Raw genomic sequence first — 19,908 nt, 5'->3', positions numbered from 1 at the left:
GCCCTGTGCAAGTTTGTGTCGGGCCTGGCTGATATTACGGACAGATTTTTCTCTTCAGAAAGTCGGCCGTGCCGCTGCAATCGCAACCACGGTCAGGCCCACAATCAGGTTGATGCCCACCAGACGCCTGATCCTGCCCAGTGCCGCAGCACCCTCGGCCCATTGCCCTGCCTCTACGGCGCGCTGCAACTCCGGTAGCTGTAACGACTGGATACGCAGAAACAGGGCGACCATCACCACATACAATCCCATCATGACCTGCACGTAGCGTGGGGCTGTCTCGAAACTGGTGAAGTTCAGCTGGATCATGCCGACGCCGGTGATGGGCAATACCACGATGGCGGCCCAGACCCAGGCGAAAAACCGAGGAAACACCTGGAGCCACAATTTCAGGCGCAACGGACCTTCCAGTGCCGAACCGACGGCCGGTCGCAGGACCATCCAGGCGAAAAACATCCCGCCAACCCAGACCAGAGCGGCCAGAACATGCAGTGTGTAGACAGGGGCGAAAGCGGTCATCAGGTACTCCGTTCTGCGCGGATGGATTTAGCGCGGTATGATAGCGCCCACTCAGAACCACTGAAAATTTATCCAGCCTTTTTTGTCGTGCCGCCGAACCCGAGACAATGATCAGTACCGAATTGAAATCCCAGATACAGGGCGCCTACTCGCGTTTTCTCGAAGCCAAGAGCCTCAAGCCTCGCTATGGCCAGCGTTTGATGATCGCCGAGGTCGCCAAGGTGCTGGGCGATATCGATACCGATGAAGAAGGACGACGTTCGGGTGACCCGGCTGTGGTTGCGGTGGAAGCGGGCACCGGTACCGGGAAAACCGTGGCCTACGCCATCGCCTCCATACCGGCTGCCAAGGCGGCGGGCAAGCGGCTGGTCATCGCCACGGCCACTGTCGCCCTGCAGGAGCAGATCGTCTACAAGGATCTGCCCGATCTCATGCGCAACAGCGGCCTGAGCTTCAGTTTCGCCCTGGCCAAGGGGCGCGGTCGCTACATGTGCCTGTCCAAGCTCGACATGCTGTTGCAGGAAGGCGATACCGCCAATGCCACTGCGCAACTGTTCGAGGAAGAGGGCTTCAAGATCGAGGTCGACGAAGCCAGCCAGAAACTCTTTACCAGCATGCTCCAGAAGCTGGCCGGCAATAAGTGGGATGGCGATCGCGACAGCTGGCCTCAGGAACTGGCCGATCAGGACTGGGCGCGCCTGACCACCGATCACAGCCAGTGTACCAACCGTCATTGCCCGAACTTCCAGCAGTGTGCGTTCTACAAGGCCCGCGAAGGCATGGGCAAGGTGGATGTGATTGTCACCAACCACGACATGGTGCTGGCAGACCTGGCACTGGGCGGCGGCGCGGTGCTGCCCGATCCCCGCGATACCATGTATGTGTTCGACGAGGCTCACCACCTGCCGGATAAGGCCATCGGCCACTTTGCCCACTATACCCGGCTGCGCTCCACGGCCGACTGGCTGGAGCAGACGGCCAAGAACCTGGCCAAGCTCCTGGCCCAGCACCCGCTGCCCGGCGATCTGGGCAAGCTGATCGAACAGGTGCCGGAACTGGCACGGGAGATCAAGGGGCATCAGCAGTTCATGTTCGGTGCCTGCGAGCAACTGGCCGACTTCCGCGCCGGTGAAGACATGCAGGGCCGTGAGCGTCCACGCCATCGTTTCGTGGGCGGCGTCATTCCCGAGCACATTCGCGAGATGGGCATCGAGTTGAAGAAGGGGTTTGCGCGCCTGGACGATCTGTTCACCCGGCTCACCGAACTGCTCAAGGACGGCATGGATGGCGAGGTCAATATCGGCATCGCCAGCCATCAGGCCGAAGAATGGTATCCACTGTTCGGCAGTCTGCTGGCCCGCGCCCATGGCAACTGGGAATTGTGGACTGCCTTTACCGCCGAAGACCCGGAAGACAGCCCGCCGATGGCGCGCTGGTTGACCCTGGCGGACAGCGGCGCGTTGTTCGATATCGAGGTCAATGCAAGCCCGATCCTGGCCGCCGAAATGTTGCGGCGCAATCTCTGGAACATCGCCTATGGCGCCCTGGTCACTTCCGCGACCCTGACGGCGCTGGGCAAGTTCGATCGTTATCGCATGCGTGCCGGGTTACCAAAAGGCGCGGTAACGGCGATTGTTCCCAGCCCGTTCCACCATGCCGATGCCGGCCTGCTGCGGGTGCCTGACCTCAAGGCCGACCCTCGCGATGCAGCCGCGCACACGGCAGCCATCATTCGTGAATTGCCGGATCTGGTGGAAGGCTCTCGCGGTACGCTGGTGCTGTTTTCATCCCGCAAACAGATGCAGGACGTCTTCGACGGCCTGGACCGCGACTGGCGCAAGCAGGTCTTCATTCAGGGCAACCTGTCCAAGCAGGAAACCCTCAACAAGCACAAGGCGCGGGTTGATGGCGGCGATTCCAGCGTGCTGTTCGGGCTGGCCAGTTTTGCCGAAGGTGTGGACTTGCCCGGTGCGTATTGCGAGCACGTAGTCATCGCCAAGATTCCATTCGCGGTGCCGGATGATCCTGTGGAAGCTGCGCTGGCGGAGTGGATCGAAGCCCGTGGCGGCAATCCGTTCATGGAAATCGCTGTGCCCGATGCTTCGCTGCGCCTGATTCAGGCCTGTGGCCGGTTGCTGCGCACCGAAGAGGATCGCGGCACCATTACCTTGCTGGACCGGCGTGTGGTGACGCAACGCTATGGCAAGGCGATCCTCAATGCGCTGCCACCCTTCCATCGCGAAATTTCCTGAAGCATCTGCAGGGTGGCGGCAGTTCCCAAAGCCGCCAATCGCTGAAACAATGCACGCCTTTTCAGGCAACAGTCTTGCGGGAGCCAGCGGGTGCAGATTCAGGGCTATTTCGAGCTTAAATTTGAAGCAGTGCGTGAAGCGTTCGCTGCGCTTTTCGACGACCCTCAGGAGCGTGGTGCGGCGTTGTGCATTCAGGTCGGTGGCGAAACCGTCATAGACCTCTGGGCCGGTACCGCCGACAAGGACGGCGCGCAGGCCTGGCACAGCGATACCATTGCCAACCTGTTTTCCTGCACCAAGACCTTTGCGGCGGTAGCTGCCCTGCAACTGGTGGATGAGGGCAAGCTGAAACTGGACGAGCCCGTTGCCCGGCTCTGGCCCGAGTTTGCAGCAGCAGGCAAGGGCTCGATCACCTTGCGCCAGTTGCTGTGCCACCAAGCCGGTTTACCTGCCTTGCGCGAACAACTGCCCGCCACCGCCCTTTATGAATGGGACACCATGACAACGGCCCTGGCGGCCGAGCAACCCTGGTGGACGCCAGGTCAGGGTCATGGCTATGCGGCGATCACTTATGGCTGGCTGATCGGCGAGATGTTGCGCCGTGCCGACGGGCGTGGCCCGGGTGAATCCATTGTGGCGCGGGTCGCAAAACCTCTGGGGCTCGACTTCCATGTCGGGCTGGCCGATGAGGAGTTCGAGCGCGTGGCCCATATCGCCCGCAGCAAGGGCAATATGGGGGACGAAGCTGCCCAGCGCCTGCTGCAGGCGCTGATGCGCGAGCCCGAGGCCATCGCCACCAAGGCCTTCACCAATCCGCCTTCGATCATGACCAGCACCAACAAGCCTGAATGGCGGCGCATGCAGCAGCCGGCGGCCAATGGTCATGGCAATGCGCGCAGCCTTGCCGGGTTCTACAACGGCCTGCTCGATGGCAGCCTGCTTGAGGCCGAACTGCTCAATGAAATGACCCGCGAGCACAGCGTCGGTCAGGACAAGACCCTGATGACCTCCACACGTTTTGGCCTGGGGTGCATGCTCGACCAGCCAGGTGTGCCCAACGCCACTTACGGCCTGGGGCCAAAGGCGTTCGGGCATCCGGGAGCAGGCGGTTCGGTGGGCTTTGCCGACCCTGATTACGAGGTCGCTTTCGGCTTTGTCACCCACACGCTGGGGCCTTACGTGCTGATGGATCCGCGTGCCCAGAAGCTGGTCAGGACTCTGCGTGAGTGTTTGCAGTAACTATCGCTCATAAGTGCTTGTTTCATACCGACTGTCAGTTAGTGAGGTGTAACAGGAACCGTACGACGGTTTCTTTTTCCAACTGAGTCTTTATGCGTGTTATACGGACGTAGCCAAGTTCATACGTCCCTTGTTATCAATACTGCTGTGGGTCATCCATGTTATCTAATAAAAGTCTCGTTCTCGCCCTGTGTATTGCCGTCACCGGCTGTGCCCAAACCCCTAAAACCGATTCTGCCGATGTTGCCGATACGGGCAGCCATTGGTGGCAGTTTGGTTTTGGCAAGGATGCTCCAGCGGATGTAGCAAAAGCTCCTGCTCCGGCGTCGGCCCCGGCTCCTCAAAAGGCGCCTGTGGTTGCTGATTCCCTCGCCAAGACTGAAAAGAGCAACCCGTGGTATTGGCCGTTCGGCAGCAGTGATGACACCAAGAAGGACGAGCCCAAGGCTGCTCCGATGCCCGACCCGAAAATCACCCAGGCCTGGCTCGACGAGTACGAACCGCGCCTGCGTGCGGCGATCAAGGACAGCCCGTTCGAGCTGGAGCGACGTGAAGACCTGCTGGCCATCACCGCGCCGGTCGACACTTCGTTCAACCCTGACCGTCCAGCCATGTTGCTGCCCGTGACCCTTGGCCCGATCACCCGTCTGGCCAAGGCTGTCGAAGGTGACTCCAAGGCTGCCGTACTGGTGCTTGGCCACGCCGACACTTCGGGTGTCGCGGCTGCCAACCAGAAAATCAGCCAGGAACGTGCACAATCCGTTGCTGCGATCTTCCGCCTCAGTGGTCTGGAGCGTAATCGCCTGAGCCTGCGCGGCATGGGTGCCGTGATGCCTCGTGCTGCCAACGACAGCGCCCAGGGCCGCTCGCTCAACCGTCGTGTCGAAATCCTGCTGACACCTCAGGACACCATGGTTGCGCTGATGAGCAAATACGCCTTGCCACCGGCCACACCGACCATGGTTGCGACTCAGGACGTCAAGCCTGTCATGCCGCCAGCGCCTGCTCCGGCCAAGAAAGTGGCTGCGACGAAGAAGGACACAGCCAAGGCCTCCACGGCCAAGAAGGCTGCACCTGCCAAGGCCACTACCGCCAAGAAAGCTGCCCCAGCCAAATCCACGGCGCCAGCCAAGAAAACCACTGCAGCCAAGGACGCTCCAGCCAAAGCCGCGCCTGCCAAGGATGCAGCCAAGAAAACCGGCGATCAGGCCAGCAACTGATCGCCTGACTGACCCGTATCATTCCCTCAGGGGAGTGTTCGGGTCAGACTTCGCATTATTTCGGTGAAGGAACCCGTCATGACCCAAGCCCTGGCCGATATGCGCCGTGATTATGCCCGCGATGGTTTGACCGAAGCGCAGGCACCCGATGAACCCTTTGCCCTGTTCCACAAATGGTTCGACGAAGCGGTCAAGACAGAACAGGCTCCCGTAGAAGCCAATGCCATGACCCTGGCGACGGTCGATGAAGAGGGGCGTCCGCATTGCCGGGTGCTGCTGCTCAAGGGGCTGGATACACTGGGCTTCACCTTTTTCACCAACTATGACAGTGCCAAGGGGCAGCACCTGGCTGCTCGTCCGTTTGCTGCCATGACGTTCTTCTGGCCGACCCTTGAGCGTCAGGTGCGTATCGAAGGGCGTGTGGTCAAGGTCAGTGCGCAAGAGTCAGATGCGTATTTCCAGGTTCGCCCACTGGGCAGTCGCCTGGGCGCCTGGGCATCACCGCAAAGTTGCGTCATAGCCGATCGTGCAGAGCTTGAAGGCATGATCAAACAGACCGAGCAGCGTTTTCTCGATACACAGCCTCATTGCCCGGACCATTGGGGCGGCTATCGTCTTTTGCCTGAACGGATCGAGTTCTGGCAGGGACGTCCAAGTCGTTTGCATGATCGTTTGAACTATCGTTTGATAGACGATCAATGGACACGGGAACGTCTGGCACCCTGAGCTTTAATTAAACGAACAGTGAGTGACGCGCAGCTACCATGCGTGGGAATTATTCTGTTACCAGGTCGTCATAGCGCTACACGTGGCGTCGCTGTATGACACCTGAATGAACTTAAATTGCAGGAACGGGGCCGTGACAGCGTCGACAGGGCGGAGTCTAATGGCCACTGGTTCCTTTGGAGATGCCTTTATGCGCAAGTCTGCTTTTCTGGCCGCCTCGTTCACCGCGATGGCGCTGACACTGGGCGGCTGTACCTCGAATCTCACCGGTGATTCTTACTCCCGTGACGAAGCCAGGACTGTACAGACCGTTCGCCTGGGTACTGTCGAATCTCTGCGACCTGTCAAAATCGAAGGCACCAAGACGCCAATCGGTGCCGGTGCCGGTGCCGTGGTCGGTGGTGTAGGCGGTAGCGCCATCGGTGGTGGGCGCGGTAGTGTCGTTGCAGCGGTGATCGGTGCTGTTGCCGGTGGTCTGCTCGGCTCCATGACCGAAGAAGGCCTGACCCGTACTCAAGGTGTTGAAATCACCGTGCGTGAAGACGACGGCAGCATGCGTGCCTATGTGCAGCAGGTGCAGGAGAACGAGATTTTCCGTGTCGGCGAGCGCGTGCGCATCATGACCGTCAATGGCACGAGCCGTGTATCGCATTGATCTGTCGGTCAGTCATGAAAAACCCGAGCCTTGGCTCGGGTTTTTTCTTTATGGGGTAACTACACCCGGTTCTTTCTGCTGCACATGAGCATGACGGCATAGCCCATCAGTGCCGCGAGAATGGAGCCGGTGAGAATGCCCATGCGATCTTCTCCCGCGTAGTCACTGACGCCAGCCTCGAAGGCCAGCGAGCCCACGAACAGGCTCATGGTGAAACCGATCCCGCAGAGGATCGAAACGCCCAGCACCTGTCCCCAGTTGGCTTCGCTCGGCAGTTTCGCCAGACCCGTCTGGATCGCTAGCCAGGTCAGCCCGAAGACTCCCAGCGTCTTGCCGATCAACAGGCCTGCCGCAATCCCCATGGGTACCGGATGGGTAAAACTGTCCAGCGTAATGCCCGTCAGTGAAACACCGGCATTGGCAAAGGCGAAGAGCGGCAGGATTCCATAGGCGACCCACGGGTGCAGCCCATGCTCCAGGTTCAGCAGGGGTGACGCTTTTTCGGTTTTGGTGCGCAGCGGTATGCAGAAGGCCAGGACCACGCCGGCCAGCGTCGCATGGATGCCACTTTTAAGTACACAAACCCACAGCACGAGGCCTATCAGCAGGTAAGGCCCCAGCTTGGCTACGCCGAGCCGGTTCATCACGATCAGGGCCACAATGGATACACCCGCGAGGATCAGCGACAGGCTCGACAGTTCGCCCGAGTAGAACAGCGCAATGACGATGATCGCGCCAAGGTCGTCGATGATGGCGAGGGTCATGAGGAACAGTTTGAGCGACACCGGTACGCGCTTGCCGAGCAGTGCGAGCACGCCCAGGGCAAAGGCGATATCGGTCGCCATGGGAATTGCCCAGCCACCCAAGGCGGCAGGGTTGTCCTTGTTGAGCGCATAATAGATGAGCGCCGGAACAACCATGCCGCCAATGGCTGCAGCGCCCGGTAATACCACTTGCGAGGGCCTGGACAGATGGCCTTCAAGCAGTTCGCGTTTCACCTCAAGCCCGATGACCAGAAAGAACAGCGCCATCAAGCCATCGTTGATCCACAACAACAGGGGCTTGGCGATCTTGATTGCGCCAATCTGGGCCACTACCGGGATATTGAGGAATTCGTTGTACAACCATGACAACGGCGAGTTATTGATAATCAGGGCAAGGGCAGCAGCAGCGATCAGCAGCAGGCCGCCTGCTGCTTCAAGTTGAAAGAAACGTATGATCGTATTTCGCATCGGTGCGGTTATGCTCCATGGTTTCAAGGAAAAAGCCCGTTACCCTAACGTTTACCTGCCGGGGTTAAAACAAAAGTTATATTCGTTTTGGTTCTAAAGGTAACGACGCTGTTGCAGTTTCTGAAGTCTAACAATTGTGTAACTTATTAAGTCTTAGCTGTGCCTGTTTTGGCTGTAGGCTATTTCCTAAAATCCTGCTTTCAATAACTTTTTGTAACTTCCGGTCATTCGGAATAGAAGAGCAGTCAGTCCATGATCGATAACCGTCCCTGGTCCCGTGAAGCCATTCGTATCATCGAAGCAGACTTCCAGCGCAGCGCCGACACTCACTTGATTCCCTTGCCTCTGCCAGGGTTGCCTGGCGTGGAACTGTACTTCAAGGACGAGTCCAGCCATCCCACCGGCAGCCTCAAGCATCGTCTGGCACGTTCGCTGTTTCTGTATGCGCTGTGCAATGGCTGGCTCAAGGCTGGAGCACCGGTGATAGAGGCGTCCAGCGGTTCCACGGCGATTTCCGAGGCTTACTTCGCCCGCTTGCTGGGCCTGCCGTTCGTGGCAGTGATGCCAGCGAGCACTTCTCGGGCGAAGATCGAGCAGATTGCTTTCTATGGGGGCAAGAGCCATCTGGTTCAGGATCCGACGCAGATCTATGCCGAGTCCGAAAGGCTGGCACGGGAAACCGGCGGGCATTTCATGGACCAGTTCACCTATGCCGAGCGGGCGACTGACTGGCGGGCGAACAACAACATTGCCGAGTCGATCTTTCAGCAACTGCGTTTTGAAAAGCACCCGGAGCCGACCTGGCTGATTTCCAGCCCCGGTACGGGCGGCACGACGGCGACGCTGGGGCGTTACGTTCGTTATCGGCAGCACGCCACGCGAGTGTTGTGCGCCGACGCCGAGCGCTCGGTGTTCTTCGATTATTACCGCAGCGGCGATGCCAGCCTGCGGCTGGAGTGCGGGTCACGCATCGAAGGCATCGGCAGGCCGCGTGTCGAGGCTTCGTTCCTGCCCAATGTGATCGACGCCATGGTCAAGGTGCCGGATGCGCTGTCACTGGCGGCCATGCATTACCTGGCCCGGCGACTGGGGCGCAAGGTCGGCGGGTCAAGCGGCACCAACCTCATCGGCGCACTGCTGGCTGCCCGGCAGATGGTCGAAGCGGGAGAGGAGGGTTCGATCGTGGCAATCCTGTGCGATGGTGGCGAGCGCTATGCCAGCACCTATTACGATGAGGCCTGGCTCAAGGCTCAGGGGTATGAACTGGCGGGGTTGATCGAAGGCGTTGCAGCCTGCGCCGAGCAAGGCAAGGCCTTGCCCGAGGGGGTGCAGCGCGCAGGCTTGTAGGAGCGAATTCATTCGCGAATGAATTCGCTCCTCAGCGGGTGGGTTTTATTCAATCCCCAACATGTTGCGCGCCAGCCCTTCGGCAATCCGGATGCCGTCCACGCCTGCTGACAGGATGCCACCGGCATAACCGGCACCTTCACCTGCCGGGTACAGGCCCTTGACGTTGAGGCTCTGCATGTCCGCGCCACGTGTGATGCGCAGCGGGGCGGAGGTGCGGGTTTCGATGCCGGTCAGGATCGCGTCATGCTGGGCAAAGCCTTTGATTTGTTTGTCGAACGCAGGCAATGCTTCGCGAATGGCTTCGATGGCATAAGCGGGCAGGGCGTCGGCCAGGTCCAGCAGCTTCACGCCCGGCTTGTAGGACGGCTCGACGCTGCCCAGCTCGGTGGAAGCCTTGCCGGCAATGAAGTCGCCGACCAGTTGCGCCGGAGCTTCGTAGTTGCTGCCGCCCATCAGGAAGGCATGGGACTCCAGGCGCTCCTGCAACTCGATCCCGGCCAGCGGGCTGCCTGGATAGTCTTCCGGAGTAATGCCGACCACGATGCCCGAGTTGGCGTTGCGCTCGTTGCGCGAGTACTGGCTCATGCCGTTGGTGACCACGCGGTTTGGTTCCGAGGTCGCCGCCACAACAGTACCGCCCGGACACATGCAAAAGCTGTACACCGAACGACCGTTGCTGGCGTGGTGCACCAGCTTGTAATCGGCAGCGCCCAGTTTCGGGTGACCGGCGTATTTGCCCAGCCGGGCACGGTCGATCAGGGATTGCGGGTGCTCGATACGGAAACCCACCGAGAACGGCTTGGCTTCCATGTACACGCCACGACTGTGCAGCATGCGGAACGTATCGCGGGCGCTGTGGCCCAGGGCCAGAATCACGTGGCGGGACTCGATGCGCTCGCCGCTGTCCAGTTCTACACCGTGCAACTGGCCATCTTCGATCAGCAAGTCGGTGACACGCTGCTGGAAGCGCACTTCACCGCCCAGCGCTTCGATCTGCTGGCGCATGTTTTCAACGACGCCCGTCAGACGGAAGGTGCCGATGTGGGGTTTGCTGACGTAGAGGATTTCTTCCGGTGCACCGGCTTTCACGAACTCGTGCAAGACCTTGCGACCATGGAATTTCGGGTCCTTGATCTGGCTATAGAGCTTGCCGTCGGAAAAGGTCCCGGCACCGCCCTCGCCAAACTGCACGTTGGATTCGGGGTTGAGGATATTCTTGCGCCACAGGCCCCAGGTGTCCTTGGTGCGTTGGCGAACTTCCTTGCCGCGTTCGAGAATGATCGGCTTGAAACCCATCTGGGCCAGCAGCAGCCCGGCGAAAATCCCGCAGGGGCCGAAGCCGACCACGATCGGGCGCTCTTTGAGATCCGCAGGAGCATGGCCCACGACTTTGTAGCTGACATCCGGCGCCGGGCCGACATGGCGGTCATTGGCCAGTTTGCGCAGCAGGGCTTCTTCGTCGCGAACCTGGAAGTCGATGGTGTAGATGAAGAACAGCTCGGAGGACTTCTTGCGCGCATCGTAGCTGCGCTTGAACAGTGTGAAGTCCAGCAGTTCGCTGCTGTCGATACCCAGATGCTGCAACAGGGCAGCGCGCAGGTCTTCGTCCGGGTGATCGATCGGCAGCTTGAGTTCGGTGATTCGTAACATTAAGGGGTCCAGTTTTCGGGCCGCAGGTTCAGCCCGACAGCACTACAAGAACCGGCGATTATAAGCCCTGAACCCCTGCCACGGCGAGTCGGCTGGCCTGATGGCGCATCAATCGTTGCGCGAACCGCCGTAATAGCCGCAGCCACGCTGGGTCTGGCCGTTGACGCGCAGCTCGGCGGTCAGGTGCTGTACCGATCCATTGACACTGTCGACGCAACGCTGCGGGGTGACCCACAGTTCGATACGTTGATTGTTGGCTTCGGTGCTGACGCTGAAGCTGCCGTCGGGCAGTTGTTCTTCAAGGTAAGGGAAAGCCAGCGCTTCCTGACCTTCACGCTCCAGAACCATGCCCTTGCCTCCGACATTGACGTTCCAGGCAGGCTTGTTGCCGCTGGCGTGCAGGGTCAGGCGCTTGAAGTTGAGGTCTTCGCAGGACTGGTCGGGACGTTCGACGCGATAGAACTGATACAGGTCCACTTGCCCGTCACTGTTGACGGCCTTGCTGGCAACGAAGTTGCCTCGCAGATCGGCAAACACCTGGCCCTTGCTGTCGGCCAGCGAAGCGGCTTCCTGAAGGATGCCGGTGTTGCCGCGATCCTTGACCAGGTAACGGCGTTGCTCATGGCATGGTTTGAACAGCAGTTGTCCGTTTTCCCCGATCAGGTCGCCTTGCATGCGGATCATGCCGGCGGTAGACACCTTGGTCGCATCCTGCGATTTGCCCAGTGGAAGACCGAGCATCTGGCACCCGGCGAACAGTGGCAAGAGAGCGAATACAAAGGTGGAGCGAACAGCGGACATGAGGAGGCCTCCAGATAAGTGCCGCCACGTTACTCAGCCTGCCGCCTCATCACAAGGGGCGACACTGGCCGTAGGAGCGAATTTATTCGCGAAGCTTCGCGGATAAATCCGCTCCCACACCCAAAGGTCAACCGCCCAGGTAGGCATCCCGTACTTTCGGGTCCACCAGCAGTTCTTCACCGGAGCCCTGCATCACCACGCGACCGTTCTCCAGAACATAGGCGCGGTCGGCGATTTTCAGGGCCTGGTTGGCGTTCTGCTCAACGAGGAACACGGTCACGCCGTCACGACGCAGTTGTTCGACGATCTCGAAAATCTGCTGAATGATGATCGGTGCCAGACCCAGCGAAGGTTCGTCCAGCAACAGCAGCTTGGGCTTGCTCATCAGCGCACGGCCGATGGCGAGCATCTGCTGTTCGCCGCCGGACATGGTGCCGCCGCGCTGAGTGAAGCGTTCCTTGAGGCGAGGGAACAGGTGCAGGACCTTGTCCATCTGCTCCTGATAGTCGCCTTTTTCAGTGAAGAAGCCGCCCATGGCCAGGTTCTCTTCGACCGTCAGGCGGGCGAACACGCGGCGGCCTTCCGGCACGACGGCGATGCTCTTGCGCATGATGACCGACGACTCCAGGCCCACCAGTTCCTCGCCCATGTAGCGAATGCTGCCGCTATGGGCGCGAGGTGATCCGCACAACGTCATCAACAGCGTGGACTTGCCTGCGCCGTTGGCACCGATCAGGGTGACGATCTCGCCCTTGCGGACTTCGACGTTGATGTCGTGCAGCGCCTGGATCTTGCCGTAGAAGGTGGAAACGTTTTCAAACTGCAGCATTTACGCTTCCCCCAGGTAGGCTTTGATCACTTCAGGATTGTCGCGGATCTCTTGCGGTGTGCCGTCGGCCAGAGGCGTGCCCTGGTTGATCACCACGATATGGTCGGAAATGCTCATGACCAGTTTCATGTCGTGCTCGATCAGCAGGACCGTGGCGTTGTGATCGTTGCGCAGCACGCCGATCAGTGCCTTGAGGTCTTCGGTTTCCTTGGGGTTCAGGCCGGCTGCCGGCTCGTCGAGCATCAGGATGCGCGGACGGGTCATCATGCAGCGGGCGATTTCCAGGCGGCGTTGCTGACCGTAGGCCAGGGTGCCGGCCGCCCGGTTGGCGAACTCCTTGAGATTCACGGCTTCCAGCCAGTGCTCGGCATAGTCCATGGCCTCGCGCTCGCTTCTGCGGAACGCCGGGGTCTTGAACAGGCCGGACAGGAAGTTGGTGTTCAGGTGCCGATGCTGGGCGACCAGCAGGTTTTCCACGGCGGTCATTTCCTTGAACAGACGCACGTTCTGGAAGGTCCGGACCACGCCTTTGCGGGCGATCTCGTGGCCGGCAAGGCCCTGGATCGGCTCGCCATCAAGCAGGATGGTGCCCGCCGTCGGCTTGTAGAAGCCGGTCAGGCAGTTGAATACCGTGGTCTTGCCGGCGCCGTTGGGGCCGATCATCGACACGACTTGCTTTTCATTGACGGTCAGGCCAACGCCGTTGACGGCCAGCAGGCCACCAAAGCGCATGCTCAGACCCGATGCTTGCAGTAATGGACGGCTCATTTACGCAGCTCCATGTGAGGGCGCTGCATAGGCAGGAAACCTTGAGGACGCCAGATCATCATCAGCACCATCATGGCGCCGAACATCAACATGCGGTATTCGCTGAATTCACGCATCAACTCGGGCAGCAGGATCATCACGATGGCAGCGAGGATGACACCAAGCTGCGAGCCCATGCCGCCCAGGACGACGATGGCCAGGATGATTGCCGACTCGATGAAGGTGAAGGATTCCGGCGTCACCAGACCCTGACGGGCGGCGAAGAAGCTACCGGCGAAACCTGCGAACGCAGCGCCCAGGGTGAAGGCCGACAACTTGATGATGGTCGGATTCAGGCCCAGTGCCCGGCAGGCGATTTCGTCTTCACGCAGCGCTTCCCAGGCACGCCCGATAGGCATGCGCAGCAGGCGGTTGATGACGAACAGCGCGGCCAGAGCCAGCAGCAGGGCGACCAGATAGAGGAAGATCACCTTGTTGATAGAGTTGTAGGTCAGGCCGAAGAACTCGTGGAAGGTCTGCATGCCTTCAGCTGCCTTACGCTCGAACGTCAGGCCGAAAAACGTCGGTTTTTCGATGTTGCTGATGCCGTTCGGGCCACCGGTGAACTCGGTCATGTTGCGCAGCAGCAGGCGAATGATTTCACCGAAGCCCAGGGTCACGATGGCCAGATAGTCACCGCGCAGGCGCAATACCGGGAACCCCAGCAGGAAACCGAACAGCGCAGCCATCAACCCGGCAATCGGCAGGCAGATCCAGAAACCCAGGCCGAAGTAGTGGGAGAGCATGGCGTAGCTGTAGGCGCCGACGGCATAGAAACCGACATAACCCAGGTCCAGCAGGCCGGCCAGACCGACCACGATGTTCAGGCCCAGGCCCAGCATCACGTAGATCAGGATCAGTGTCGCGATATCCACCGCGCCACGGGAGCCGAAGAACGGCCAGACCAGAGCAACCATGACCAGTGCCAGGATGAACCAGCGCTGGGTGCTCGGCAGGGTCAGGAAGTTGCTGGCCTTGGACGGTACGCTCGGCAGGCTCGGCGACGCGCGCCAGGCAGCGGATATCTGTTCATGGAACAGCACGCGCACGAACATCAGTGCGGCGCAGCTCAGGATGATTGCAACCGTGGTGCTGCTGGCGCCAATGACCGTCAGGTTTACCCCGACGATTTCCAGCTTGAGGCCCAGCACTGGATAGGCGACAGCCAGCACCAGCAAGGCGCTGAAAAACGCCGACTTGAGATTCTTGGTCATACTTTTTCAACCTCCGGACGGCCAAGCAGGCCGGTCGGCCGGAACAACAGCACCAATACGAGAAGACTGAACGCAACGACATCCTTGTACTGGTCGCCGAATACGTCGGCACCGAATGCCTCGGCTATACCCAGTACCAGACCACCCAGCATGGCGCCGGGGATACTGCCGATACCGCCAAGCACCGCAGCGGTGAACGCCTTGATACCGACCAGGAAGCCCGCGTTGGGGTTGATCACGCCGTATTGCATGCTCAGCAGCACGGCAGCAATGGCGGCCAGGGCTGCACCAATGACGAAGGTCAGGGCAATGATGTTGTTGGTGTTGATACCCAGCAGGTTGGCCATCTTGATGTCTTCGGCACAGGCGCGGCACGCACGGCCCAGGCGAGAGCGGGAGATGAACCAGGTCAGGCCGAGCATCGCGACCACGGTCACGATGAAGATCAGCACCTGCATGTACGAGATCACGACTTCATGGGTGCTGGCAGAGCCGAACACGAAGTTGCCGGGAATCAGGTTGGGGATCGACTTATCTTTGGAATCCTGGGAAAGCAGCACGGTGTTCTGCAGGAATAGAGACATGCCGATGGCAGAAATAAGCGGGATCAGTCGGTTGCTGCCGCGCAATGGCCGGTAGGCCACACGTTCGATCGCATAACCATAGGCACTGGTCACGACGATACTCGCGGCGAAGGCTGCGGTAATCAGCAGTGGCAAGCTGCCAAGGCCCATCATCGTCAGGCCCGCGATGGCGATGAACGCCACGTAGGAACCGATCATGTATACCTCGCCATGGGCGAAGTTGATCATGCCGATGATGCCGTAGACCATGGTGTAACCGATGGCAATCAAGGCATAAGTGCTGCCAATGGTCATGCCATTAACCAGCTGTTGGAAAAAGTGATAGATGTCTATCTCGGGCATTACAGCGCTCCTAAAAACCTGCTCTGTGTTTCACTGGTTGAGTCTTTACCGGCTGCTCGTCGTGCTCTGAGGCCTCGTTTGAGGCAGCTGGGTCTGTTGCCGTTTCAGCACGAGCCGTGCGCAAGCGACAGCAGACCCTCGTGAATCACGGGTAACGGTTTCAAGATATTCAGGGACGTCAGGACCCTGTGGGGCCCATGCGCCTCGCAAAACAAAGCCCACTGAGGTAGCAGTGGGCTCTGGTGTCGATCAAGGGCGCGTGATTACTTCACGGGCGCCTCGGTCTTGGTGCCGTCTTTGTGCCAGGTGTAAACCACGAACTTGAAGTCTTTCAGGTCGCCCTTGGCATCGAATGCCAGGTCGCCGGTCGGAGTCTTGAAGGTGTTGGCACGCAGGGCAGCAGCGACCTTGTCGGTGTCTTCGCTCTTGGCGATCTTGATTGCGTCGGCAATCACGGTCACGGCCGAGTAGGACGGGAACACGAACGGGCCGCTTGGGTCCTCTTTCTTGGCCTTGAAGGCTTCAACCAGCGCCTGGTTGGCCGGATCCTGATCGAAGGAGGCTGGCAGGGTGACCAGCAGGCCTTCGGACGCATCCTGGGCAATCTGCGAGATCGACGCGTTACCCACGCCTTCCGGACCCATGAAGCCGGCTTTCAGGCCTTTTTCCTGGGACTGACGCAGGATCAGGCCCAGTTCAGGGTGGTAGCCGCCGTAGTAGACGAAGTCGACGTTGGCTTGCTTCATCTTGGCGATCAGCGAAGAGAAGTCCTTGTCGCCAGCATTGATACCTTCGAACAGGGCAACTTTGACGCCGTCCTTTTCCAGGGTCTGCTTGACGGCAGTGGCGATGCCTTCACCGTACTGCTGCTTGTCGTGGATGACGGCAACGACTTTCGGCTTGACCTGCTTGGCAATGTAGTCGCCTGCGGCCGGGCCTTGAGCGCTGTCCAGGCCGATGGTGCGGAACACCAGCTTGTAGCCACGGGAAGTGATGTCCGGGCTGGTAGCTGCCGGGGTCACCATGATGATGCCTTCGTCTTCGTAGACGTCCGAAGCCGGTTGAGCCGAGCTGGAGCACAGGTGGCCGATGACGAACTTCACGCCGTCGTTGACGATCTTGTTGGCCACGGCCACGGCTTGTTTCGGGTCGCAGGCGTCGTCGTATTCGACAGCTTCGAGCTTCTTGCCATCAACGCCGCCCTTGGCGTTGATCTGTTCGATGGCCATCTTCGCACCGCTGAACTGCATGTCGCCGTACTGGGCGACTGCGCCGGTCTTTGGACCCGCGATGCCGATCTTGATGGTATCTGCTGCGAACGAATGGCTGGCAACTCCCGCCATAACCAATGCGGCAAACAGCTTCGAAAGCTTCTTGGTACCCTTAGTCATGATGCTCCACTCTTGCGTTGTAGTTTTTATAATCCTGATGGCTAAAGCTGCAGGATCGGACGTGATAACCGATCGCCTCCCCACTCTGCCAACTGTACCGGAACAGTTTAGAGTGCTGGTTGATGGCTTGAAAAGCTGGGCGCAGGGAGGGAAATCGATTGATGTCGCTTAATCGAAAGAAAGTTACATAATTCAACCAATTAAGCCCATGAATACGACCCCCATTTCATGGACTCCTGAATAACTTTCCGACGATCGATTAATGCGCATTCGGGTTTGTCTGCGGAAAAGGCGGCGTTATCATTGCGCCGATTTTTCTTTTGGTGAAACCCATGACGCAAGAACCTAGCACCCTCTATGCCAAACTGCTTGGCGAAACCGCTTCGATTACCTGGAAAGAATTGCAACCATTCTTTGCCAAGGGTGCCCTGTTGTGGGTCGAGGAACCGCTGGATCTGATCGAAGTTGCCCAAGCCATGGCTGAAAATGATGCCAGCAAGGTTTCCGCCTGGCTGGCCAGCGGACAGGTCGGCAAGGTGTCTGAGTCAAAGGCGATGGAGCTTGTTGAAAGCGATCCGTTGCTGTGGGCGGTGGTGGTCTCGCCCTGGGTCCTGATCCAGAACAGGGCGCGGGACTGATATTTGCACTGTGATGGCGCATCCGGGAGGGCGCGTCTTTACCGGCCTCCTGTTTTTCAATCCGACCACCTTGAGCGTTTGGTGCGGTTGGCACTGCGAATGGCCTGGTTTTCAATGCCCGGCAGTTCACTGAAAAGATCGAGTGAACGTGGGGTGTCGGCGTCCAGATCCTTGCCTTCAAGCATCGCGGAGTTTGGCAACAGGCTGGCCGGCTCGCGCTGGTTCATCTGTTTGACCAGTGGCAGCAGGCGTTCCAGAGGTTGTGGTTTGCTGAACAGATAGCCTTGCACATAATCGCAGCCGTACTGACTGAGAAACTCCAGTTGCGCCGGGGTTTCCACGCCTTCTGTCACGACCTTCAGGCGCAAGGTGTGAGCCATGACGATAATCGCCTGAACAATCTCCATGTCCTGTGGCGACTTGGGAATGTCGATGATGAAGGAGCGGTCGATCTTCAGGGTGTCCAGCGGCAGGCGCTTGAGATAGGCAAGTGATGAATAGCCGGTCCCGAAGTCGTCGATGGAGAGCGAAACACCCAGGCTGCGAATTTGCTTGAGCATCACGATGGTGTTGCTGATATTGCCCATCAGGGCGTTCTCGGTCACCTCCAGTTCCAGGCGCCCCGGGGCTACATTGGCCTCGCTTAACGCCTGTTCGACTTCATGGACCAGTTCATCCCTGGCCAGATTGAGCGCCGAGCAGTTCACCGCAATGATCATCTTGTCGAACCCGTCCAGGCGCAGGGCGCCCAGGTCCTTGCAGGCGCGGCGTAATACCCAGTTGTCCAGTTCGGCGATCAGCCCGTTGGCTTCGGCGATGCCGATGAAACGATCCGGTATCAGCAGGCCATGCTGTGGGTGATGCCAGCGCACCAGTGCCTCTAACTTGGCGACATGACCGGTCCGCAGGTCGACGATGGGTTGGTAGTAGACCTGCAGGCCCGTTTCTTCGCGCAGGGCGTTGCGCAGCTCTTCTTCCAGATGCAGCTCCAGGCTGGCCTTGGTCTTGAGGGCCGGGCTGAAGAAATTGACCCGGTTACGGCCGTTGCCCTTGGATTGGTACAGCGCCAGATCCGCGTGCTTGAGCAGTTCGTCGCAGGTTGCACCGTCACGGGGAAAGACCGCGATGCCGATACTGGTGGTCATCACCATGCGCCGGCCTGCCAGGGCGATGGTTTCCTTCATCTTCTGCATGACCCGATAGGCCAGATGCCGCGCCTCTTCGTAGTCGGGAATGCTGAGCAGGATGCAGAACTCGTCGCCACCGAAGCGGGCCACCACATCCTGAATCCGCGTTGCGCTGCGGATTCGTTCGGCAATCACCTTGAGCAGTTCATCCCCGGCGTCGTGGCCCAGGCTGTCGTTGATGCGCTTGAAGTGGTCGATATCCAGAAACATCACCGCCAGCATGCCGTTGCTGACGCTGTGCTCCAGCAGCTTCTCTCCGAATATCTGGTTGAAACCGCGTCGGTTGATCAGGTTGGTCAGCGGGTCGTAGTGCGCAACCTGCTGCAGGGACACCCGGGCCTGATCCAGTTGGCTGAGCAGGGCGTTGACTCGTTGCAGGTCGTGTTCCTTGCTTTGCAGCTTCTTGTCGGCCATCGCCGCGCTGATGCTTCCGGCAATGATCAGCAGGGTGATGATCGCGATGGTCAGCCCCAGTTGCTGGCTGTTTTCGGTGTTGGGGATCTGTAGTTGCGCTTCCAGAGGCAGAAGCAGTTGCAAGGCCTCCATTCCCATCAGGTGCATGGTCAGCAGGCCTGCGCCCAGCAGCAGGCTGAGGCCGTACTTGAACATCTGGTGAAACATCCCGCTGTGATGACGCAAATGCCTGGAAAGGGTCAGCAGTGCCACGCTGGCCAGGATGGCAACCAGAATCGACAGGGCAAACATGTTCGGCTCGTAATACTGGATGGCATCTGAGCGCATGGCTGCCATGCCGACGTAATGCATGATGCTGATGGTCAGCCCCATGATCACGGATGTGACCAGGCAACGCTTGATGGTCAGGGTTTCCAGGCTCAGCGCCTTGACGGCGAGCAGCCCGCCGGCCAGCACGATTAGCAGGGACGAGATGGTGATGGGCAGGTCATAACTGATTTTCAGTGGTGCCTGAAAAGCCAGCATGCTGATGAAGTGCATGGCCCAGATGCCGCCCGCCAGACATAGCGCGGCCAGGGCCTTCCAGACGCGGCGGCTCTTGCTCGCCTCGACCTGAATGATCCGATCCGTGATGTCCAGCGTTGCAAAACAGGCTGCGCAAGCGACCCCGTAGGCCAGCGCTACCAGAAACAAGTTATGACTGCAGTTGATCAGTAATTGCCCGTTAGCCGGAAAACCGACAAACATATTCAAACCGAGCCATTCCATAGCGAGCCCTATTGTTCACTGCCAGGGTTCACCAAGGCTTCAGGCTATGTACGTAAAGCGGCTGCGCATCGCTCATGCTGCGTTTCACCT

At 59.4% G+C, this 19,908-nt stretch carries 17 protein-coding genes; 7 read left to right on the top strand and 10 right to left on the bottom strand.

Features of this window, described 5'->3' with window-relative positions:
* Nucleotides 1-54 precede the first annotated feature (54 nt).
* Nucleotides 55-519, bottom strand: coding sequence for a CopD family protein (locus CKW23_RS10505; protein ID WP_095067532.1), 465 nt, complete (start codon nucleotides 517-519; stop codon nucleotides 55-57).
* Nucleotides 520-626: 107 nt separating this feature from the next.
* Between CKW23_RS10505 and dinG the strand changes: the two genes are divergently transcribed.
* The 5 genes from dinG to CKW23_RS10480 all read left to right on the top strand — a co-directional run bounded on the left by dinG (nucleotide 627) and on the right by CKW23_RS10480 (nucleotide 6,611).
* A complete protein-coding gene (gene dinG / locus CKW23_RS10500) occupies nucleotides 627-2,771 on the top strand; it encodes an ATP-dependent DNA helicase DinG (RefSeq protein WP_025261458.1) in 2,145 nt (714 codons plus the stop codon).
* A 90-nt stretch (nucleotides 2,772-2,861) separates the two neighbouring features.
* Nucleotides 2,862-4,010 carry an EstA family serine hydrolase gene (locus tag CKW23_RS10495; protein ID WP_025261457.1) on the top strand — a complete coding sequence of 383 codons (1,149 nt, stop codon included), beginning with the start codon at nucleotides 2,862-2,864 and terminating at the stop codon, nucleotides 4,008-4,010.
* A 158-nt stretch (nucleotides 4,011-4,168) separates the two neighbouring features.
* Nucleotides 4,169-5,230, top strand: a complete 1,062-nt coding sequence (locus CKW23_RS10490) for an OmpA family protein (RefSeq protein WP_095067531.1) — start codon at nucleotides 4,169-4,171, stop codon at nucleotides 5,228-5,230.
* A 78-nt stretch (nucleotides 5,231-5,308) separates the two neighbouring features.
* The gene (pdxH, locus tag CKW23_RS10485) at nucleotides 5,309-5,956 is read left to right on the top strand and encodes a pyridoxamine 5'-phosphate oxidase (protein ID WP_025261455.1); all 648 of its coding nucleotides are present in this window, start codon (nucleotides 5,309-5,311) and stop codon (nucleotides 5,954-5,956) included.
* A gap of 190 nt (nucleotides 5,957-6,146) precedes the next feature.
* The gene (locus tag CKW23_RS10480; protein ID WP_025261454.1) at nucleotides 6,147-6,611 is read left to right on the top strand and encodes a glycine zipper 2TM domain-containing protein; all 465 of its coding nucleotides are present in this window, start codon (nucleotides 6,147-6,149) and stop codon (nucleotides 6,609-6,611) included.
* 59 nt (nucleotides 6,612-6,670) lie between these two features.
* On the opposite strand, the gene nhaA is transcribed toward CKW23_RS10480, so the two are convergent.
* A complete protein-coding gene (gene nhaA, locus CKW23_RS10475; RefSeq protein WP_038399999.1) occupies nucleotides 6,671-7,843 on the bottom strand; it encodes a Na+/H+ antiporter NhaA in 1,173 nt (390 codons plus the stop codon).
* Nucleotides 7,844-8,095: 252 nt separating this feature from the next.
* Here nhaA and CKW23_RS10470 point away from each other — a divergent pair, with 252 nt between their 5' ends.
* Nucleotides 8,096-9,190: a PLP-dependent cysteine synthase family protein gene (locus CKW23_RS10470; protein WP_025261452.1), complete on the top strand. Its 1,095-nt coding sequence runs from the start codon at nucleotides 8,096-8,098 to the stop codon at nucleotides 9,188-9,190.
* Between the two features lie 45 nt (nucleotides 9,191-9,235).
* Here the strand turns inward: CKW23_RS10470 and CKW23_RS10465 are convergent, their stop codons facing one another.
* The 7 genes from CKW23_RS10465 to CKW23_RS10435 form a co-directional block, all read right to left on the bottom strand.
* Nucleotides 9,236-10,843: an NAD(P)/FAD-dependent oxidoreductase gene (locus CKW23_RS10465; RefSeq protein ID WP_025261451.1), complete on the bottom strand. Its 1,608-nt coding sequence runs from the start codon at nucleotides 10,841-10,843 to the stop codon at nucleotides 9,236-9,238.
* A 108-nt stretch (nucleotides 10,844-10,951) separates the two neighbouring features.
* Entirely contained in the window at nucleotides 10,952-11,644 is a 693-nt protein-coding gene (locus CKW23_RS10460; RefSeq protein WP_025261450.1) for a COG3650 family protein, read from the bottom strand.
* Between the two features lie 127 nt (nucleotides 11,645-11,771).
* Complete coding sequence (locus tag CKW23_RS10455; RefSeq protein ID WP_025261449.1) at nucleotides 11,772-12,473, bottom strand: ABC transporter ATP-binding protein; 702 nt, start codon at nucleotides 12,471-12,473, stop codon at nucleotides 11,772-11,774.
* Nucleotides 12,474-13,241, bottom strand: a complete 768-nt coding sequence (gene livG, locus CKW23_RS10450; protein WP_025261448.1) for a high-affinity branched-chain amino acid ABC transporter ATP-binding protein LivG — start codon at nucleotides 13,239-13,241, stop codon at nucleotides 12,474-12,476.
* Nucleotides 13,238-14,494 carry a high-affinity branched-chain amino acid ABC transporter permease LivM gene (locus CKW23_RS10445; protein WP_025261447.1) on the bottom strand — a complete coding sequence of 419 codons (1,257 nt, stop codon included), beginning with the start codon at nucleotides 14,492-14,494 and terminating at the stop codon, nucleotides 13,238-13,240. The genes livG and CKW23_RS10445 overlap by 4 nt, the downstream gene beginning before the upstream one ends.
* Entirely contained in the window at nucleotides 14,491-15,420 is a 930-nt protein-coding gene (gene livH / locus CKW23_RS10440; protein WP_025261446.1) for a high-affinity branched-chain amino acid ABC transporter permease LivH, read from the bottom strand. Before livH ends, CKW23_RS10445 begins: the two co-directional genes overlap by 4 nt.
* A gap of 263 nt (nucleotides 15,421-15,683) precedes the next feature.
* Entirely contained in the window at nucleotides 15,684-16,811 is a 1,128-nt protein-coding gene (locus tag CKW23_RS10435) for a branched-chain amino acid ABC transporter substrate-binding protein (protein ID WP_025261445.1), read from the bottom strand.
* Between the two features lie 332 nt (nucleotides 16,812-17,143).
* Here CKW23_RS10435 and CKW23_RS10425 point away from each other — a divergent pair, with 332 nt between their 5' ends.
* A complete protein-coding gene (locus CKW23_RS10425) occupies nucleotides 17,144-17,449 on the top strand; it encodes a DUF2288 domain-containing protein (protein ID WP_025261444.1) in 306 nt (101 codons plus the stop codon).
* Nucleotides 17,450-17,505: 56 nt separating this feature from the next.
* Here CKW23_RS10425 and CKW23_RS10420 read toward each other — a convergent pair whose 3' ends face one another.
* Nucleotides 17,506-19,818 carry a bifunctional diguanylate cyclase/phosphodiesterase gene (locus CKW23_RS10420; RefSeq protein ID WP_095067530.1) on the bottom strand — a complete coding sequence of 771 codons (2,313 nt, stop codon included), beginning with the start codon at nucleotides 19,816-19,818 and terminating at the stop codon, nucleotides 17,506-17,508.
* Nucleotides 19,819-19,908 lie beyond the last annotated feature (90 nt).

Source organism: Pseudomonas sp. Irchel 3A18, assembly GCF_900187465.1.
GTDB classification, from domain to species: Bacteria; Pseudomonadota; Gammaproteobacteria; order Pseudomonadales; family Pseudomonadaceae; genus Aquipseudomonas; species Aquipseudomonas cichorii.
The sequence above is the reverse complement of the archived record's forward strand: the minus strand, read 5'-3'. Positions and strand labels throughout refer to the sequence as shown.

Excerpts from the sequence above, each read along its gene's own strand:
- CKW23_RS10460 (WP_025261450.1), bottom strand. The coding sequence starts at position 11,644 with ATGTCCGCTGTTCGCTCCACCTTTGTATTCGCTCTCTTGCCACTGTTC.
- CKW23_RS10445 (WP_025261447.1), bottom strand. The coding sequence starts at position 14,494 with ATGACCAAGAATCTCAAGTCGGCGTTTTTCAGCGCCTTGCTGGTGCTG.
- livH (WP_025261446.1), bottom strand. The coding sequence starts at position 15,420 with ATGCCCGAGATAGACATCTATCACTTTTTCCAACAGCTGGTTAATGGC.
- nhaA (WP_038399999.1), bottom strand. The coding sequence starts at position 7,843 with ATGCGAAATACGATCATACGTTTCTTTCAACTTGAAGCAGCAGGCGGC.
- CKW23_RS10480 (WP_025261454.1), top strand. The coding sequence starts at position 6,147 with ATGCGCAAGTCTGCTTTTCTGGCCGCCTCGTTCACCGCGATGGCGCTG.
- livG (WP_025261448.1), bottom strand. The coding sequence starts at position 13,241 with ATGAGCCGTCCATTACTGCAAGCATCGGGTCTGAGCATGCGCTTTGGT.
- CKW23_RS10420 (WP_095067530.1), bottom strand. The coding sequence starts at position 19,818 with ATGGAATGGCTCGGTTTGAATATGTTTGTCGGTTTTCCGGCTAACGGG.
- CKW23_RS10505 (WP_095067532.1), bottom strand. The coding sequence starts at position 519 with ATGACCGCTTTCGCCCCTGTCTACACACTGCATGTTCTGGCCGCTCTG.
- dinG (WP_025261458.1), top strand. The coding sequence starts at position 627 with ATGATCAGTACCGAATTGAAATCCCAGATACAGGGCGCCTACTCGCGT.
- CKW23_RS10435 (WP_025261445.1), bottom strand. The coding sequence starts at position 16,811 with ATGACTAAGGGTACCAAGAAGCTTTCGAAGCTGTTTGCCGCATTGGTT.
- pdxH (WP_025261455.1), top strand. The coding sequence starts at position 5,309 with ATGACCCAAGCCCTGGCCGATATGCGCCGTGATTATGCCCGCGATGGT.
- CKW23_RS10465 (WP_025261451.1), bottom strand. The coding sequence starts at position 10,843 with ATGTTACGAATCACCGAACTCAAGCTGCCGATCGATCACCCGGACGAA.
- CKW23_RS10455 (WP_025261449.1), bottom strand. The coding sequence starts at position 12,473 with ATGCTGCAGTTTGAAAACGTTTCCACCTTCTACGGCAAGATCCAGGCG.
- CKW23_RS10490 (WP_095067531.1), top strand. The coding sequence starts at position 4,169 with ATGTTATCTAATAAAAGTCTCGTTCTCGCCCTGTGTATTGCCGTCACC.
- CKW23_RS10470 (WP_025261452.1), top strand. The coding sequence starts at position 8,096 with ATGATCGATAACCGTCCCTGGTCCCGTGAAGCCATTCGTATCATCGAA.
- CKW23_RS10425 (WP_025261444.1), top strand. The coding sequence starts at position 17,144 with ATGACGCAAGAACCTAGCACCCTCTATGCCAAACTGCTTGGCGAAACC.